The organism is Arthrobacter sp. 01L42 (assembly GCF_056400005.1).
On sequence record NZ_JBFTSL010000001.1, the window covers coordinates 249,981 to 266,871 of the forward strand.

The window sequence follows — 16,891 nt, forward strand, 5'->3', positions numbered from 1 at the left end:
CCATGTGACCTGAAACATTTTGCGCCCGGGCGGCGCGGCCGTATCATTAGTTCTAGTCAATGTGACTATAACTAATCCGGCGGTCGGGCCGGATCCAGCCGGGCAGTCCATCGCGGGACCCGCCCGGGACCTCAGAGGGCGGGTAGATCACCGTTTACACCACAGCAGCCAACGTCTCGGAGCGCCAGACCGCGCCGCCGTCGCTGGCCATCTCCACGGTGATCTTTGCGCTGCGTCCCAGCGAACGCTCCGGGCGGCCCACGCTGTGGATCCCGCTGGTGCGCCGGATCCGCGAACCGTTCAAGGGCCTCTGGGCGCTGCCGGGCGGCCCGCTCACGCACTCCGAGTCACTCCAGGACGCCGCCTCGCGGAACCTGCGCGAGACCACCGGGCTGGCCCCGAACTACCTCGAACAGCTCTACGCCTTTGGCGGGCTGCACCGCTCGCCCACCCAGCGCGTCGTCTCGATCGTGTACTGGGCACTCGTCCAGCCCACGGAGGCCGCGCTGGCCGACGAATCGGAGAACGTGCGCTGGTTCCGCGCCGACAGGCTGGACGGGCTGGCCTTCGACCACAACTCGATCGTCGACTACGCGCTGTGGCGGCTGCGCAACAAGATGGCCTACGGATCCATCGCCTACCACCTGCTGGGCGAGTACTTCACCCTCGCCCAGGTCCGGGAGGTCTACGAGGCCGTCCTGGACCGCGAACTCGATCCCGCCAACTTCCGCCGGCAGGTCAAGGCCACGCCGGAAATCGAAGAAACCGACCATTATCTGCAGGGCGGCAAGCACCGCCCGCCCCGCCTCTACCGCTTCACCGGCCGCCCAGGCCTCGACCCAGACAACAGGAGCACACCATGAGCAGCGTCAACACGGCAATCCAGCTGATCACGCGCGAGCAGGCCACTACTCTGGCACAGGGCACGGCCGCCTCCACCTGCAGCCCCGCGCTGGCCCGCGGGCCCTGGGACTACGACCTCGCCGAGGCCCTCGCCGGCGTGCCCGCCTACGGGCCGGGGGCCTCCTCCACCGACGTCGCACCGGCCTCCACTCCCCGGCAGGGCCAGCTCCCGGAAGAATACAAGCTCGCTTCCGACGCCGAGCTCGACGCCCGGATCCGCGCCGCCAAAGCGGCACTGGGGGACCGCGCCGTCGTGCTGGGGCACTTCTACCAGCGCGACGAAGTGATCGAATACGCCGACTTCGTGGGCGATTCGTTCCAGCTCGCCAACGCCGCCCTGACCCGGCCCGACGCTGAGGCCATCGTCTTCTGCGGCGTGCACTTCATGGCCGAGACGGCGGACATCCTGTCCCGCCCCGACCAGGCCGTGATCCTGCCCAACCTGGCCGCCGGCTGCTCGATGGCCGACATGGCGGACATCGACTCGGTCACCGAGTGCTGGGAACAGCTTGAGGAGGTCTTCGGCACCGAGCCCGACGCCGAGGGCCGGGTCCCTGTCATCCCGGTCACCTACATGAACTCCTCCGCCGCCCTCAAGGGCTTCTGCGGCGAGCGCGGCGGGATCGTCTGCACCTCCTCGAACGCCGCGACGGTGCTGGAATGGGCGTTTGAACGCGGCCAGCGCGTGCTGTTCTTCCCCGACCAGCACCTGGGCCGCAACACCGCGAAGGCCATGGGGGTGCCGCTGGAGCAGATGCCGATGTGGAACCCGCGCAAGGACCTCGGCGGCAACGACGAACAGGCCCTGCTCGATTCCCGGGTAATCCTCTGGCACGGCTTCTGTTCGGTCCACAAGCGCTTCAACGTGGGCCAGATCGAAAAGGCCCGCGCCGAGTTCCCCGGCGTGCAGGTGATCGTGCACCCGGAATGCCCCATGGAGGTGGTGGATGCCGCCGATTCCGCCGGGTCCACCGACTTCATCAAGAAGGCCATCGCCGCGGCAACGGAGCCCACCACGTTTGCGATCGGCACCGAGATCAACATGGTGAACCGGCTCGCTGCGGAATACCCGCAGCACACCATCTTCTGCCTCGACCCGGTGATCTGCCCCTGCTCCACGATGTACCGCATCCACCCCGGATACCTCGCCTGGGTCCTGGAAGCGCTCGTCCGCGGCGAGGTGCTGAACCGCATCACCGTGGACGAGGACGTGGCCGCCCCGGCCAGGGTGGCCCTGGAACGCATGCTGGCGGCGCGGCCGTGACCAGGCGGCTCGTGATCGTCGGCAGCGGGATTGCTGGGCTCTACGCCGCGCTGCTCGCCACCGACGACGCCGCCACCGGCGGCCGTGACATCGAAGTGGTCCTCCTGAGCAAGGGGACGCTGGAGCAAAGCAACACCTTCTACGCCCAGGGCGGCATCTCGGCCGTGCTGGCCCCGGAGGATGCTGCCCCCGGGGACTCCGTGGCAGCGCACATCGCGGACACGCTCGCCGCCGGTGCCGGGCTCAACGACCCCGAGGCAGTCCGGATCCTGTGCACGGAGGCTGTCCGGGACATCGCCGGCCTGGGCCGCTACGGCGTGCACTTCGACGCAGCTCCCGACGGCGGACCGGCCCTGGGCCTGGAAGCGGCACACTCGGCCCCGCGCATCCTGCACGCCGGCGGGGACGCGACGGGCGCCTGCATCGCCCGCGGGCTCGTCGCCGCCGTCCTCGAACGCGCCGTCCTGGACCGCGCCGGCCACGGCCGGCTCCGGGTGGAGACCAGCGCGTTCGTCACCGGGCTCCTGACCGAACCTGGTGTCCGCCCGGAAGCTCCGTCACAGCCCGGCAGCGCACCCCCGACGCCGGCCCGGGTCACCGGCGTGGCCTACCAGGCCGGCGGACGGCCCCAGGAGCTGGCCGCCGACGCCGTCCTCCTCGCCACCGGCGGTGCGGGCCGGCTCTTTGCCCGCACCAGCAACCCCGCCGTCGCCACCGCCGACGGCCTGGCCCTGGCATGGCGTGCCGGCGCCGCGGTGCGGGACCTCGAGTTCTTCCAGTTCCACCCCACCACCCTTGCCGCCGGGGAGATTCCAGGCGGGCCGCCGGCCCTGCTCATCTCCGAAGCGGTCCGCGGCGAGGGCGCGGTGCTGCTGGATGCCGCGGGATACCGCTTCATGCCCGACTACCACCCCGACGCCGAACTGGCCCCCCGCGACGTCGTCTCCCGCAGCATCGCCCTGCACCTGGCCGCCACCGGGGCCGCGCCGGACAGCCCGGTCTACCTGGACGCCCGCGGCATCGAAGCAGAGCGGGGCGCGGGCTTCCTGGCCCGGCGGTTCCCGACCATCACGGCGGCCACCCTCGCCGCAGGGTACGACTGGACCACAGAGACCGTACCCGTGTCCCCGGCAGCCCACTACTGGATGGGTGGCGTGTGCACCGACCTGTGGGGCCGCACGTCGGTACCCGGCCTGTATGCCGCCGGCGAGGTGGCCCGCACGGGCGCCCAAGGGGCCAACCGGCTGGCGAGCAACTCGCTGCTGGAGGGCCTGGTGTTCGGCCGCCGGGCGGTCGAGGACTTCCTGCGCGCCGACCCGTCGCACGACACCACTGCTCCGTGTGCTCCCCACGATCCCCCTAGCCTCGCAAGCTCGGCCAGGGAACCCGGATCGTGTGGGCCCACGGCCGCGGGCGGCCTCCCCTTGACGCACGCTTCCGCAGCGCCGTCGCACGACTTCACGTCAGGGGAGGACACTTTAGCGAGCGTGTCCGAAGATTTTGTGAAGTCGGTATCCGCGTACGGGGTTTTCACGCGCGACGCTCTTCGGCGGTTGATGACGGCGGACGCCGGGGTAATGCGCAGCGGGGAGCAACTGCGGGAGGCGGAGACCGTGCTTGCGGCCTGGGACGCCGTTGTCCATTCTGAGACCGCTCCCGATGCCGGCCACAGTGACTGGCTCTGCCAGGATGCCCATGAGGACCGGAACCTGCTCCTCGCGGCCCGCCTGCTTGTGGCGGCTGCCCTGAACCGCACGCAGTCCGTCGGAGCCCACTACCGGGCGGACACGGACGACGCCTCAGCCCTCACCCATTCCATGCAAAGGATTTCCTCGTGACCACCACTGCCCACGCAACCGCTGCCCCGGAAACCCTGCCCTCCCGCACCGCGGCGCTCGCCGGGAGCCTGCCCGAGGCCGCCGTCCTGGCCGTCCTCCGCGCGGCGCTGCAGGAGGACGCCCCGTACGGGGACGTCACTTCCCAGACGCTCATCCCGGCGCAGGCGCGGGCCACCGCGGTGCTCAACGCCCGCGCTCCCGGGGTGCTGAGCGGCGGGGAGGTCTTCGCCGCGGCGATGCGGCTGACCGACCCGGGCGCCGTCGTCGAACTGCTGGTCCACGACGGCGAGGCCTTCGCCGCCGGAACCGCCCTGGCCCGCGTGACCGGGAACGCCCGCGCCGTGCTGCTGGCCGAACGCGTCGCACTGAACCTGGTCCAGCGGATGAGCGCCATCGCCACCAAAACGGCCGAGTTCGTGGCGCTCGTGGCCGGCACCCGGGCCCGGATCACCGATACCCGCAAGACCACGCCGGGGCTGCGGGTGCTCGAACGCTACGCCGTCCGCTGCGGCGGCGGCGCCAACCACCGCTTCAGCCTCTCCGACGCCGTCCTGGCCAAGGACAACCACCTGGCCGTCCTCACCGGCGGCGATCCGGCGAAGCTGACCGCAGTGCTCAGCGGCGCCAAGGCCCAGCTCGGCCACACAACACACTTCGAAGTGGAGGTGGACGCCATGGAGCAGATCGAGCCCGTCCTGGCCGCCGGGGTGGACACCATCATGCTGGACAACTTCTCCCTGGCCGAGCTCGCGGCCGGCGTCGGGCTGGTGGGCGGCCGGGCCCGCGTCGAGGCCAGCGGCAACGTCAACCTCGCCACCGTGGCGGACATCGCGGCCACCGGGGTGGACGTCATCTCGATCGGCGCCCTGACGCACAGTGTCACGGCACTGGACCTCGGCCTGGACATTGAGCTTGACGTCGAGCCGGCCGTCGACTCAGGCGCCGGCCCGGCGGCCGGCTGAGGCGCGCCATGATCTTCCTCGACGCCGCGGCCACCACCCCGGTCCGCCGCGAGGTGCTGGAGGCCATGTGGCCGTACCTCACGGGCGAATTCGGCAACCCGTCAAGCCATCACTCCCTGGGTGAGGCGGCTGCCGCGGCGCTCGCAGGGGCCCGCGCCGCAACCGCCAGGGCCCTCGGCTGCCGCCCCGGGGAAGTCGTCTTCACCTCCGGCGGCACGGAAGCGGACAACCTCGCCGTCAAGGGCATCGCCCTGGCCCGGCGCGCCGCCGATCCGCGCCTGGACCGGGTGGCGATCAGCGCCGTCGAGCATCCCGCGGTGGAAGAATCCGCCAGGTACCTTGAACGGGTCCACGGGTTCGCCGTCGACGTGATCCCCGTGGACCGCTTCGGGCAGGTAAGCGAAGAGGCCCTCGCCGCCGTGCTGCAGCCCGGCACGGCCCTGGTCAGCACCATGTACGCCAACAACGAGGTCGGCACGGTCCAGCCCATCGCCCGGCTCGCGGCGCTGGCCCATGCCCACGGGGTCCCGTTCCACACCGACGCCGTCCAGGCCGCCGGCTGGCTGCCGCTGGACACCGGCGCACTGGGCGTGGACGCGCTCAGCATTTCCGGCCACAAGCTGGGCGCGCCCAAAGGCAGCGGCGCGCTGTTTGTGCGCGGCCGGGTCCGGCTTGAACCGCTGGTCCACGGCGGCGGGCAGGAACGGGGCCGCCGGTCGGGCACGGAAAACGTCGCCGGGGCCGTGGCGCTGGCGACGGCACTGGCGCTGCCGCGGGAACCGGCCGGGCACGTCGCTGCCCTCCGCGACGGGTTCATTGACGCCGTGCTGGCCGGTGTTCCCGGCGCACTGCTCACCGGCCACCCCACCGAGCGGCTGCCCTCGGTGGCATCCTTCTGCTTCCCGGGCACCAGCGGCGAGTCCGTGCTGCTGGAGCTCGAACGCCAGGGCATCATCTGCTCCAGCGGTTCCGCGTGCGCCGCCGGCTCGGATGCGCCCTCGCCGGTGCTGCTGGCCCTGGGCATCGAGCCCGAGATCGCCCAGACGGCGGTGCGGTTCAGCTTTGACTCGACCGTGACGGCAGCGCAGTTGCAGGAGGCGGCGGCCGCGGTCCGCAACGCCGTCGCCGGCGTCCGCTCCCTCGGGACCCCCTCCACCGGTTGAGCTGTCACTAAATGTCTTTATCGGGCCTCCATAGCGGCTTGAACTGATAGCTCAACCCGGGGTGAGGGCCCCGGGCGACGTCAGCGGTGGCGGGCGCGGCGGAAGATCCAGTGCCGCAGCATCGTGAACCGCACGGCGGTGGCGGCGAAACCGGAGAGGGTGGTGGTCCACAGCTCCTCGGCCACGGTGGCGTCCGGGTTGACCCAGTGCAGGACGGCGAGGCTGCCGCCGGTGATCAGCAGCGCGACGAGGATCACGATCAGGCCGTTGAGGTGGTCGCGCTTCATCCGGCGGCGTTCGGTGATCTTGAACGTCAGGCGCCGGTTGAGGGCGGTATTCATGAACGACGTCAGGATCAGGGCCGCCGCGTTGGCCGGCTGGGCCCCAAGCCAGGGCCGGGAGAGGGCGTACAGGGCCAGGGAGGTCAGGGTGCAGACAATGCCGACGCCGGTGAACCGGATGAACTGCCGGACCACGGGGTAACGGAGGACTCCACGGTACCGGCGGGTCTTCGGCCCGAGGACGACGGCGGGGGCAGGGTCAAGCTGTTCGAGCTGGGACTCCATCCGCTCAGTACAGCTCGCCCACGGGGATGTCCACGGCCAGCCGGTTTGTCGGGCCCGCCAGCGGACATGCCCAGGCCTCGTTGTAGGCGCACGAGGGGTTGTAGGCGAAATTGAAGTCCAGGATGAATTCGGCCTGGGGCCCGGAGCCCCGCACGCCGTGGAAAGCTCCCTTGATGGTGTCCAGGAGGTAGCGTCCAGCGCCGTAACTGCCGCCGGGCTGGCCTGCGGTGGCGTCACGGAACGGCACGAAGATGCCCCCGCCGTAGCCCCTGAGCTTCCAGACCGCGAGCTGTCCCATCTCGGGCAGGTCGAAGGTGCCCAGCCGCACAAACCGGACCAGGCCGTCGGTCCCGGTCTCTACGTTCATCTCCCGCCCGGCGCCCTCGGGGGTCAGCGGCACGTGGAAACGGTAGATCGGATCGTAGTCCGCCGTCTTCAGGCCGCCGAAAGTGGCCTTGGCCTCGGCCGTCAGCGCGGAGGCCGGATGGGTGCCGAACATGCGGTCCCGCTCCTGGCGCCAGTAGGAATGCGCCTCGGCCGGGCTGTCCGCGGCAATCTTCCGCGTGGTGGCGTAGAGGGCAAAGGTCCGCAGCCGCCAGTCCGCGATATCGAGGGCCGACATGCCTGCCACGTCGCCCAGATCCCCAAAGTGCGTTCCGTCAATGCTCTGTTCGGCCATGCCCCCAGCGTATCCGCTTTCGCGGGGCCGAAATTTGTGCGCCGAAATTGTGCCCCGGATCCCGGGGCCGGACCCGCGCGCCGAATAGCCCGTTCCGGCGGACCCTCCGGCCGTAGACTTTCGCGCATGCGCAACCCCCTGCAGAACGCGGCCGCCGGCAATACCCTCAAGAGCCCCGGCGGAACACCGGGCGGCCCCGGGCACCCGCCGGGCGCCGGGCGCGCGGCGGCGTCGCTGGCGGAGCTCGTGACGTACCGGACCGTGTCCATCCGGGCCGCGGGGTCCTCCCATGCCGGGGCCGAGGTGGAAACAGCCGAGTTCGAGGCCTTCATCGCGGCGCTGCCCCGGTTGTATCCGGCGGTCCATGCTGCCCTGGAACTGGAGCGGATCAACGGCCACGCCCTCCTGTACCGCTGGCCCGGCGCCGCACCAGCGGAGGACCCAGCGGCCGTGCACCGGGCGTCGGTGCTGATGGCGCACTACGACGTCGTCCCGGCAGACGACCCGGGGGAGTGGACACACCCGCCGTTCTCCGGCCACAACGACGGCACGTTCCTCTGGGGCCGCGGGACGCTCGATGACAAGGGCCAGCTCGTGGCCATCCTGGAAGCGGCCGAGAGCCTGCTGCTGGCGGGGTATGCGCCCGCGCACGACCTCTACTTCTCGTTCGGCAACAACGAGGAGACGGCCGGCAACAGCGCAGCGGCCGCCGCGGACCTGCTGGCCGGCCGCGGCGTGGTGCCCTGGCTCGTGCTGGACGAGGGCGGTGCCGTCGCGGGCGGCGCCTTCCCAGGGGTGAGCCGGCCGGCCGCCGTCGTCGGCGTGGCCGAAAAGGGAATCCTGGACGTGGAGCTGCTGACCCGGGACCCGGGCGGACACGCCTCCACGCCGCCGCGGATGGGGGCGACGGCGCGGCTGGCCCGTGCCATCACCCGGATCGAGCGCAGCCCGTTCCCGCAGTCGCTGCCGGAGGTGACCGCCGAGATGCTGCGCCGCTTCGGCCCGCACACCCCGCCACCGCTGCGGGCCGTGTTCGCGAACGTGGCACTGCTCCGGGCGCCGATCACCTGGCTCTTCGGCCGGCTCGGCAGCGAGACCAACGCCATGACCCGAACCACCGTCGCCATCACCACGCTCGAAGGCAGCTCCGGGGCCAACGTCCTCGCCGCCACGGCGAAGGCCAACGCCAACATCAGGGTGGCGGTGGGGGAGACGGTCGAGGGCACCATGGCACTGCTGCGGAAAATCATCCGCGACCCGAAAGTCGAACTGCGCGTCGTGGAGGGCAACGACCCGTCTCCGGTGTCGCCGTCCTCGGGGGCCCAGTGGGACCTGCTGGCGAACTGCATCGGGCAGGTCTTCCCCGAGGCGATCATCACCCCCTACATCATGATGGGCGGCACCGACTCGCGCCGTTTCACCGGGATCTGCGGTGCCGTGTACCGCTTCGCGCCCTTCTTCATGGACGTCCGGGCCCGCGGCTCGATCCACGCCGTTGACGAAAAGATCGGGCTGGAGACACTGGAGCAGGGGGTCCGGTTCTACGAAACACTGATGCGGGAGCTCTGAGTCATGCGGCGTCCCGGCTACGCTGGCACCATGACAGGGACGGCCCCTTCTTCAGCAGGCACTGCAGGAATCCGGTGCGCTGTGCTGCGCACCGGTGCGGTGCTCGCGGTCGCGGCGGCAGCCCTTTCGGGCTGCAGCAGCGACGGCAAGGGGACGCCGGTCTGGACCGCGGGCAGCAGCGCGGCGGACACTGCGGGTCCCGGTGCGAGTGAGAGTGCGACGCCGTCTGCCACCACTGGTGCCGCCGCCTCGGCCGGCGCTTCCCCCAGCGCGGGCTCGAGCGCAGCGGCCTGGAAGGTCTTTACCGACCCGGCAAAGTCCGTCAGTTTTGAGGTGCCGCAGGACTGGATTGTCCAGTCCGTAGCTCCCAACGCCGGTGCGCTGCCCGGGGCGCTGAAGATCACCGTCAAGGACGCCGGCGGCGCTTACCTGGCCACCTTGCAGACCGGCCTGCCCCCGCAGCCGGCCGCGGCCTGCCCGGACGACGCCGCCCGCAACTACGTCGTGGTCAGCAGCGTGCCGGTTGACCTGCCGCGCGCCGGCGGCGGGGGAACCATTGACCCGCACGTGGTGTTCCGGGTGATCCAGGGCTACAAATACTTCGGCTCCTACGGCATCACCAACGTGGTGGGCGGCGCCGGCGGCAGGAGCTGCGCGTTGCAGAACGTGGTCCGTGGCCCGGCCGGCAAGGGGGACTATTCGTTCGGGGACCTGACAGTGCTCAAAGCGTTGGCGCCGGACCAGAAGGTTGCCCCCGCCAAGGCCTTCGACACTCTCGACCAGGCGGCCAAGTACGTCAATGAGGGGTCCGAATTCGCGAACGTCCAGCGGATGCTAATGTCTCTGAAGATCAAAAACTAGTCCCGCCCGCCCCGCACATCCCCGGGCCGTTGACGGCGGCTTCCCCTGCACCCACCTCAATCCCACATCCCGGAGACAGAGATACATGGAACGCGCCGTAGCCGCCCGCCTGGCCTTCAAGACCGTTGCCGAAACCAAGGTGGCTCTCGCCGTGGCGGTGGCCCGGAACGCCGGCTACGACTCGATTGAAGAATCGCTCAGGGTGACCGCGGGAGGCGGGGACGTGCCGCTGACCGAGCTCTCGGACCATCACGGCGGCCGCTTCCACTACATGGAATTCGCCGAACCCACCGAAGTCCTGGTTGAGTATTCGGCCACCGTCACCGGCTTCGCGCTGCCCGAGGAACCCGGGCTCATGGAACTGATCCGCTATGTCCGGCCCAGCCGCTACGCGGAATCGGACCGGCTGTTGCCCACCGCCTATGCCGAATTCGGGGGGCTCCAGGGCGAGGAGTTGCTCCACGCCGTCCGGGACTGGGTTTTCAACGAGCTGCGCTACGTCAGCGGATCCTCGCGGGGGACCGACGGCGCGGTCGAAACACTGCTGCACCGCCGCGGCGTCTGCCGGGACTTTGCCCACCTCGCCATTGCCCTGCTGCGTTCCAAGAACGTCCCGGCCCGGCTGGCCGCCGTCTACGCCCCGGGACTGGCCCCGATGGACTTCCATGCCGTGGCCGAGGCGCACATCAACGGCGCCTGGCACGTCATCGACCCCACGGGGCTGGCGCCACGGGAGAGCATGCTGCGGATCACGGCAGGACGCGATTCCTCGGACACCGCCTTCCTGTCCACCGTGGGCGGCAGCCTGTCCCTGAAGGAACTCAGCGTCACCGCCGTCGTCGATGACCTGCCGCAGGAAGACCCGGCGCAGCTCGTCGCGATCCACTAGGCAGCGCACGGCCTCAGGGCACGGTCTTAGCGCACGGAGACAGCGGCGCGGAGCTTCTCGGTCAGCCGCAGCAGCTCCTGCTGTTCGGCGGCGGAGAGGGCCGGGCCCACGAGCGCGGCGATGTCGCGCACGTGTTCCCGGCCGATCTGCTTCTGCAGGTCCCGTCCGGCATCGGTGAGCCGGATGAGGATCCCGCGGCCGTCCTCCGGGGCTGGAGTCCGTTCAACGAGCCCGCGCTTCCCGAGCCGCTCCACCAGCCGGCTCAGGCTGGACTGGCTCAGCAGCACGTTGTCGTTGAGTTCGTTCAGGCGCAGCCACCCGGAGGGGCAGCGGGAGAGCGTAAACAGGACGTCGTACTCATTGAGCGCCAGGGCTTTGAATGCCGGCGCCGCCTGCAGTTTGCGCATCACCGCCACCTGGGCCCGGAACAGGGACTCCCAGGTTTCCGCGGCCAGGCGTACCGGCGATTCGGTAGTCTTGGCGGGCATCATGAGCCCTGAACGGTGGTCTCTGCCGCGGCGGCGTCGGCGGTGCCCGCTGCCAGCGCGGCCGCCACCCGGCCGGCGTGCGTCGGCGGTTCGGGAACGTGTGCCGGCTTGAGCGCGGCATATTCCTTTCGCAGCACCGGCAGCACCTCCTCGCCGAACAGGTCCAGCTGTTCCAGGACGGTCTTCAGCGGCAGGCCGGCGTGGTCGATCAGGAAGAGCTGGCGCTGGTAGTCGCCGAAGTACTCCCTGAACGTCAGGGTCTTTTCGATCACTTCCTGCGGGCTGCCGACGGTCAACGGGGTCTGGGACGTGAAGTCCTCCAGCGAGGGGCCGTGGCCGTAGACCGGGGCGTTGTCGAAGTAGGGGCGGAACTCCTTGACGGCGTCCTGGGAGTTCTTCCGCATGAAGAACTGGCCGCCGAGGCCCACAATCGCCTGGTCCGCCTTGCCGTGGCCGTAGTGCTCATAGCGTTCGCGGTAGAGGCCGATCAGCTGCTGGTAGTGCTCCTTGGGCCAGAAGATGTTGTTGGCGAAGAAGCCGTCACCGTAGTACGCCGCCACTTCGGCGATCTGCGGCGTGCGGATCGAGCCGTGCCACACGAAGGGGGCGACGCCGTCGAGCGGGCGGGGGGTGGAGGTGAAGTTCTGCAACGGGGTGCGGTGCTTGCCGGACCAGTTGACGGTGTCCTCGTCCCAGAGGCGGCGCAGCAGGGAGTAGTTCTCGATCGCGAGTTCGATCCCGTCCTGGATGTTCTTGCCGAACCAGGGGTAGACGGGGGCGGTGTTGCCGCGGCCCAGGACCAAGTCCACGCGTCCGTCCGCGAGGTGCTGGAGCATCGCGAAGTCCTCTGCGATCTTCACGGGGTCGTTCGTGGTGATCAGGGTCGTGGCCGTGGACAGGATGATGCGCTCGGTCTGGGCCGCGATGTACGCCAGCGTGGTGGTGGGGGAGGACGAGAAGAACGGCCGGTTATGGTGCTCGCCGATGGCATAGACATCCATGCCGATCTCTTCGACCTTCTTGGCGATCGCCACGGACGCCTTGATGCGCTCGTGCTCATTCGGGGTGCGGCCCGTGGTGGGGTCGGTGGTGATGTCGCTGACGCTGAATACGCCGATCTGCATGGTGTGCCTTTCCGTGGCCGGGGTGGATCCGGGATCTGCTTCTACTATAGCCGATTTAGATGCGTTTGCATCTATCGACCGGTATAACGCCCGGCGTGGACGAATATTCCCGCGCCGTTCCGGCCGGGTTTCCCGCCCCGTCTTCCCGGCCGCGTTGCCGGCCGCGTTCCCGCCTTCGGCGACGGCGCGGGCCTAGGATGCAATCAATCGGCTGGCCGCGAGGTGCCCGCCCTCCCGGAAGGCCGCCATGCGCCGTGTTGTAGCTTTTCTGTGTCTGGTGGAGCTCACCAGTGGAGTCCTGCAGGGCTATTACACGCCCATCCTCACCGATATCGCCCGGCACCTGGGAATCCACGACGCCGACGTCAACTGGTTCGAGGCCGCGCAGCTCATGGTCAGCGCCCTCGCCGTCCCGGTGCTGGCCAAGCTGGGGGACATGTACGGGCACAAGAGGATCCTGCTGGTTTCCACGCTGGTCACCGCCACGGCCTCCTGGGGCGTCGCGCTCGCCCCGGACTTCTGGACCTTCCTGGCCGCGTGGTCGTTCCAGGGTTTCTACGTGGTCTGGCTGCCCCTGGAAATTGCCCTGATCTTCAGCCGCGTCCATCAGCTGCCCGACGGCGCCGCCCGCACGCGGCGCGCGGCCGGCGTCCTCGTCGGGGCGCTGGAAGCCGGTGTCATCGCCGGGGCGCTCGCCGCCGGTGCGCTCGTGGAAGTGTTCGCGGGCCAGCTGCAGCTGGTGCTCCTGGTCCCCGCGGTGGCCGTCTCCGCATGCTGGTTCGCCGTCAGGTTTGGCGTGCCGGAGTCGCGGGAGCGCAGCGGCGGACGCGTGGACACCCGCGGCTTCACGCTCCTCGCCCTCGGGCTGCTGCTTGTCACGTCCGGGCTGACCTTCATGCGCCTCAACGGGGCCGGCGCGTGGTGGCCGTGGGCGCTGGTGGGAGCCGGAATTCTGGTGTTCGTTCCGTTTGCGCGGTTGGAGCTGCGCGCGGCCGATCCGCTCGTCGACATCCGAATGCTGCGGGGTAAGTCCATGTGGCCCGTCCAGCTGACCGCCGGGCTCTTTGGCGTCTCGGTGCTCGGCGCGCAGGCCCCGCTGTCCACCTTCGCCCGGACGGATCCCGCGCTGCACGGCTACGGCCTCGGGCTGCGCGCCGGGCAGGTCTCCATCATCATCGGGGTCTACGTGCTGGCGCTGCTGGTGGGCGCGCTGCTGTACCCGGTGGTGACCCGCCGGCTCACCCCGCGCTGGACCCTCGTGGGCGCCGCCACGCTCGTGGGCCTGGGCTACCTGCTGTTCCTGCCGTTCCACGGCAGTCTCGCCCAAGCGCTGGCCAACATGGCGATCGCCGGGGTCGGCTCCGGGGCCCTCGTGGCGGCGCTGCCTTCGGCGGCCGCTGCGGCCGCGCCCCTCAACCGGACCGCGATGGCCACGGGTTTGACCAACACCACCAAGACCATCGGCGGAGCCTTCGCGTCCGCGGTGTTCGGCATCGCCCTGGTCAGCCACGTCCTGGCCGAGGCCGGGGCCGGCGCGGGGGACGCCGGTCAGACCGCGGCGCCGCTCGCTGGCTACCTCACGGTATGGACCATCTGCGGAGTCACCGGGCTTGCCGCCGCTGCCGCGCTGGTGGTGGTGCCCCGTCTGGCCTTCTCCGACCCGGCGGCCGTGGCCGCCGCACCGCTTAGGGCCGGCTCGCACTAGGGGTGGCCTTCCTCCCCGGCGACTGAGGAAGTATGTTCTTAGCGTGACGGGTACGCGGAGGTACGAGCGGGGGCGCGCGGCGGCCGCGGCTGTCCTGGTGGCAATCAGCCTTTTGGTTTCGGGATGTTCGGCACCCACCGTGCTGGCCCCGGCGAGCACGGTGGACGCGCGCGCGGTGCTGGCGGCGTTCGAGTCCCGGGACGTGGTGGGGCACCTGCAGGCGCTGCAGCGGGTGGCCGATGCCAACGGCGGGAACCGGGCCTCGGGCACCTCGGGGTATGAGGAGTCGGCCCGATACGTCGAGGAACAGCTGCGCGCGGCCGGGTACTCGCCGGTGCGGCAGAGCTTCACGTTCAAAGAGGACGGCCGCCGCGGCAAGACGGTGGAGTCCTTCAACATCCTCGCCGACACGGGTGGCGATGCCGGGCACACCGTGGTGGTGGGCGCGCACCTGGACTCCGTGCAGGAGGGCCCGGGCATCAACGACAACGCCAGCGGGGTCGCGGCCGTCCTGGAGACCGCGCGGTGGATGAAGGAGGCCGGGATCACCCCGGCCAACCGGGTCCGGTTCGCGTTCTGGGGCGGCGAGGAGGACGGCCTGTACGGGTCCCAGCACTACGTCGACGAACTCAGCCAGACCGAGATCGGCCAGACCGCCGCGAACCTGAACGTGGACATGGCGGCCTCGCCCAACGGTGTGCGGTCCGTGCATGACGGGGACGGATCGGATTTCGGCGACGGCGGCCCGGCCGGGTCCAAGGCGATCGAGGACATCCTGTTCCGGTACTTCCAGGAGAACGCGCTGCCGGCAGAGACCACGCCCTTTGACGGCGGCTCGGACTACGACGCCTTCCTCTCGGCCGGCATTCCCGGCGGCGGGCTGTTCACCGGGGATGTCGAGAAGAAGACCCAGGCCCAGGCGCAGTCCTTTGGCGGGGTGGCCGGCAAGGACCTGGATCCCTGCTACCACGAGGCCTGCGACACCATCGCCAACACCAACCCGCAACTGCTCACCGAAATGTCCGGCGCCCTGGCCTACGGCACCGTGGCCTACGCGATGGCCAAGACCGGCTAAACACCAGCTTCGCCTTTCAAACGACTCTCAAAACGGTGTCCCATCCCTCGCCGCGTTCGCCGGCCCCGTTGGCAGAGGAAGTCGGATGTCCATGGCGCCGGCGCCCATGTCCGCCGGATGCCCGGCAGCCGGCATTTTTCCGAGTAGCCCGGGGCCGTCAAAGGTGAGAAACCCCGCCGAATCGGGTAGTTAATCAGCCGTTTGAGGGGAAAAGACAGGTACCCGCTACTCAGGTGCTGTGAGTTTCCTGAGTTTACGATAAGAAACGGAAAAGCATTTGGGCAGGCGTCTAGGATCTGCCCAGTTCCCGCCTAGAGCACCTCTATGCGGGAGTAAATACGGGCCCCGTGAAGCAAAGGTCAGTGCGCCACAGGCGTTGCGCTGTCCCCTTCCCCGCGCCCGTCATCCGGGAACCCGGGTTGTGTTTGCGCTCGGGCAACTTCGCTAGTCGGAAGTACGGGGGAAATCGACAGATGGATATCTTCGAAAGCTTGGAGTCTGAGGTCCGCAGCTACTGCCGCAGTTGGGACACCGTGTTTGAACGTGCGTCCGGCAGCAGCCTCTACAGTGAAGACGGCAGAGAATATTTGGACTTCTTTTCCGGTGCCGGAGCACTGAACTACGGGCACAACAACCCGGTGCTGCTGCAGCCGCTGGTGGACTATCTTCTCTCCGGCGCAATCGTTCATTCACTCGATATGAAAACACCGGCCAAGCGGCGCTTCCTGGAAACCTTCCGGGAGTTGATCCTCGAGCCCAGGAATTTGGACTACAAAGTCATGTTCCCCGGACCGACGGGAACAAACTCAGTGGAGGCAGCCCTGAAGCTTGCCCGGAAGGTTACCGGCAGGCAGCATGTCCTGAGCTTCACCAACGCGTTTCACGGGATGACCCTGGGATCGTTGTCGGTCACGGGCAATTCAATGAAACGGCAGGGAGCCGGCGTCCCGCTGACGAACACATCGAGCATGCCCTATGACGGGTTCTTCAATGGTCAGATGCCGGACTTTCTGTGGCTCCGGCAAGCCTTGGAGGACAGGGGATCGGGCATCGATAAGCCCGCAGCGGTGATCGTGGAAACCGTCCAGGGCGAGGGTGGGCTCAGGGCCGCCCGGGTGTCCTGGCTGCGAGGCCTTGCCGAGCTGTGCCGGCAACACGACATCCTGCTCATCGTGGATGATGTCCAGGCCGGCTGCGGACGGACCGGGACCTTCTTCAGCTTCGAGGAGGCGGGGATCACTCCGGATATCGTCTGCCTGTCGAAGTCCATCTCGGGCTTTGGACTGCCTTTGGCACTGACACTGTTCAAACCCGGACTGGATATTTGGAAGCCTGGCGAGCACAACGGAACTTTCCGGGGGCACAACCCGGCATTTGTCACCGGCGCCGCTGCCCTGGAGCACTACTGGCGGGACGGCAGCTTCCAGTCAAGCGTCGCGGGGCTCATTTCCCAGCTCCACGAGGGGCTTACCCAGATCGCAGCGGGCGTCGAAGGCGCCACGGTCCGTGGCCGGGGACTGCTCGCGGGTGTTTACTACCCCAACCCCGAGACTGCGGAGAGGATTGCGGCTGAATCCTTTGCCCGGGGTCTGCTCGTGGAAACGTCCGGACCCGAAGGGGAAGTGGTCAAGACGATGCCCGCGCTGACTATCAGCCCCGAGGATCTTCAGAAGGGACTCGATATTCTCGCTGCGGCTGCAGTGACTGTGACCGGGGAGCCGGTGGCCTTGGGATCAACCATTTGAGCATCCGATCAGGGCGAAACGGCTCGAAGGGGCCAGTGCCCCTTGCAAGAATCGAAGTAG

The 16,891-nt window shown here is 69.2% G+C and carries 15 protein-coding genes; 11 read left to right on the forward strand and 4 right to left on the reverse strand.

All coding sequences use genetic code 11. From position 1 onward, the window contains the following. Positions 1-146: 146 nt before the first annotated feature. The 5 genes from AC1DN2_RS01105 to AC1DN2_RS01125 are packed head-to-tail and all read left to right on the forward strand — an operon-like array spanning position 147 to position 6,130. Entirely contained in the window at positions 147-863 is a 717-nt protein-coding gene (locus AC1DN2_RS01105; RefSeq protein ID WP_230012031.1) for an NUDIX hydrolase, read from the forward strand. Next, entirely contained in the window at positions 860-2,167 is a 1,308-nt protein-coding gene (gene nadA, locus AC1DN2_RS01110; RefSeq protein WP_476848879.1) for a quinolinate synthase NadA, read from the forward strand. The genes AC1DN2_RS01105 and nadA overlap by 4 nt, the downstream gene beginning before the upstream one ends. Further along, positions 2,164-4,005 carry an L-aspartate oxidase gene (locus AC1DN2_RS01115; RefSeq protein ID WP_476848880.1) on the forward strand — a complete coding sequence of 614 codons (1,842 nt, stop codon included), beginning with the start codon at positions 2,164-2,166 and terminating at the stop codon, positions 4,003-4,005. Before nadA ends, AC1DN2_RS01115 begins: the two co-directional genes overlap by 4 nt. 35 nt (positions 4,006-4,040) lie before the next feature. Next, positions 4,041-4,967 carry a carboxylating nicotinate-nucleotide diphosphorylase gene (nadC, locus tag AC1DN2_RS01120; protein ID WP_476849012.1) on the forward strand — a complete coding sequence of 309 codons (927 nt, stop codon included), beginning with the start codon at positions 4,041-4,043 and terminating at the stop codon, positions 4,965-4,967. Between the two features lie 8 nt (positions 4,968-4,975). Then, a complete protein-coding gene (locus AC1DN2_RS01125; RefSeq protein WP_476848881.1) occupies positions 4,976-6,130 on the forward strand; it encodes a cysteine desulfurase family protein in 1,155 nt (384 codons plus the stop codon). Positions 6,131-6,210: 80 nt separating this feature from the next. Here the strand turns inward: AC1DN2_RS01125 and AC1DN2_RS01130 are convergent, their stop codons facing one another. Together AC1DN2_RS01130 and AC1DN2_RS01135 are read right to left on the reverse strand one after the other, a co-directional pair. After that, positions 6,211-6,696, reverse strand: a complete 486-nt coding sequence (locus AC1DN2_RS01130; protein WP_476848882.1) for a GtrA family protein — start codon at positions 6,694-6,696, stop codon at positions 6,211-6,213. Positions 6,697-6,700: 4 nt separating this feature from the next. Then, positions 6,701-7,375: a DUF1684 domain-containing protein gene (locus AC1DN2_RS01135; RefSeq protein ID WP_476848883.1), complete on the reverse strand. Its 675-nt coding sequence runs from the start codon at positions 7,373-7,375 to the stop codon at positions 6,701-6,703. 126 nt (positions 7,376-7,501) lie between these two features. On the opposite strand from AC1DN2_RS01135, the gene AC1DN2_RS01140 reads away from it, so the two are divergent. The 3 genes from AC1DN2_RS01140 (at position 7,502) to AC1DN2_RS01150 (ending at position 10,694) form a co-directional block, all read left to right on the forward strand. Further along, positions 7,502-8,944 (forward strand): M20/M25/M40 family metallo-hydrolase, encoded by a 1,443-nt coding sequence (locus AC1DN2_RS01140; protein WP_476848884.1) that lies wholly within the window; start codon positions 7,502-7,504, stop codon positions 8,942-8,944. 30 nt (positions 8,945-8,974) lie between these two features. Continuing rightward, positions 8,975-9,805, forward strand: a complete 831-nt coding sequence (locus tag AC1DN2_RS01145; RefSeq protein WP_476848885.1) for a hypothetical protein — start codon at positions 8,975-8,977, stop codon at positions 9,803-9,805. An 85-nt stretch (positions 9,806-9,890) separates the two neighbouring features. Beyond that, complete coding sequence (locus tag AC1DN2_RS01150; RefSeq protein ID WP_476848886.1) at positions 9,891-10,694, forward strand: transglutaminase-like domain-containing protein; 804 nt, start codon at positions 9,891-9,893, stop codon at positions 10,692-10,694. A gap of 26 nt (positions 10,695-10,720) precedes the next feature. Here AC1DN2_RS01150 and AC1DN2_RS01155 read toward each other — a convergent pair whose 3' ends face one another. Continuing rightward, the gene (locus AC1DN2_RS01155; RefSeq protein WP_223916163.1) at positions 10,721-11,182 is read right to left on the reverse strand and encodes a MarR family winged helix-turn-helix transcriptional regulator; all 462 of its coding nucleotides are present in this window, start codon (positions 11,180-11,182) and stop codon (positions 10,721-10,723) included. Next, complete coding sequence (locus AC1DN2_RS01160; protein WP_476848887.1) at positions 11,182-12,306, reverse strand: LLM class flavin-dependent oxidoreductase; 1,125 nt, start codon at positions 12,304-12,306, stop codon at positions 11,182-11,184. Before AC1DN2_RS01160 ends, AC1DN2_RS01155 begins: the two co-directional genes overlap by 1 nt. A gap of 277 nt (positions 12,307-12,583) precedes the next feature. On the opposite strand from AC1DN2_RS01160, the gene AC1DN2_RS01165 reads away from it, so the two are divergent. The 3 genes from AC1DN2_RS01165 (at position 12,584) to ectB (ending at position 16,831) form a co-directional block, all read left to right on the forward strand. Next, positions 12,584-14,011, forward strand: coding sequence for an MFS transporter (locus tag AC1DN2_RS01165; RefSeq protein ID WP_476848888.1), 1,428 nt, complete (start codon positions 12,584-12,586; stop codon positions 14,009-14,011). Positions 14,012-14,054: 43 nt separating this feature from the next. Then, positions 14,055-15,086, forward strand: a complete 1,032-nt coding sequence (locus AC1DN2_RS01170) for a M20/M25/M40 family metallo-hydrolase (protein ID WP_476848889.1) — start codon at positions 14,055-14,057, stop codon at positions 15,084-15,086. A gap of 473 nt (positions 15,087-15,559) precedes the next feature. Further along, a complete protein-coding gene (gene ectB / locus AC1DN2_RS01175; protein ID WP_476848890.1) occupies positions 15,560-16,831 on the forward strand; it encodes a diaminobutyrate--2-oxoglutarate transaminase in 1,272 nt (423 codons plus the stop codon). Positions 16,832-16,891 lie beyond the last annotated feature (60 nt).

What these genes read in the sequence shown, in the direction of transcription:
- AC1DN2_RS01145 (WP_476848885.1), top strand. Translation starts at nt 8,975, where the DNA reads ATGACAGGGACGGCCCCTTCTTCAGCAGGCACTGCAGGAATCCGGTGC.
- AC1DN2_RS01160 (WP_476848887.1), bottom strand. Translation starts at nt 12,306, where the DNA reads ATGCAGATCGGCGTATTCAGCGTCAGCGACATCACCACCGACCCCACC.
- AC1DN2_RS01155 (WP_223916163.1), bottom strand. Translation starts at nt 11,182, where the DNA reads ATGCCCGCCAAGACTACCGAATCGCCGGTACGCCTGGCCGCGGAAACC.
- nadA (WP_476848879.1), top strand. Translation starts at nt 860, where the DNA reads ATGAGCAGCGTCAACACGGCAATCCAGCTGATCACGCGCGAGCAGGCC.
- AC1DN2_RS01125 (WP_476848881.1), top strand. Translation starts at nt 4,976, where the DNA reads ATGATCTTCCTCGACGCCGCGGCCACCACCCCGGTCCGCCGCGAGGTG.
- AC1DN2_RS01130 (WP_476848882.1), bottom strand. Translation starts at nt 6,696, where the DNA reads ATGGAGTCCCAGCTCGAACAGCTTGACCCTGCCCCCGCCGTCGTCCTC.
- AC1DN2_RS01140 (WP_476848884.1), top strand. Translation starts at nt 7,502, where the DNA reads ATGCGCAACCCCCTGCAGAACGCGGCCGCCGGCAATACCCTCAAGAGC.
- ectB (WP_476848890.1), top strand. Translation starts at nt 15,560, where the DNA reads ATGGATATCTTCGAAAGCTTGGAGTCTGAGGTCCGCAGCTACTGCCGC.
- AC1DN2_RS01150 (WP_476848886.1), top strand. Translation starts at nt 9,891, where the DNA reads ATGGAACGCGCCGTAGCCGCCCGCCTGGCCTTCAAGACCGTTGCCGAA.
- AC1DN2_RS01135 (WP_476848883.1), bottom strand. Translation starts at nt 7,375, where the DNA reads ATGGCCGAACAGAGCATTGACGGAACGCACTTTGGGGATCTGGGCGAC.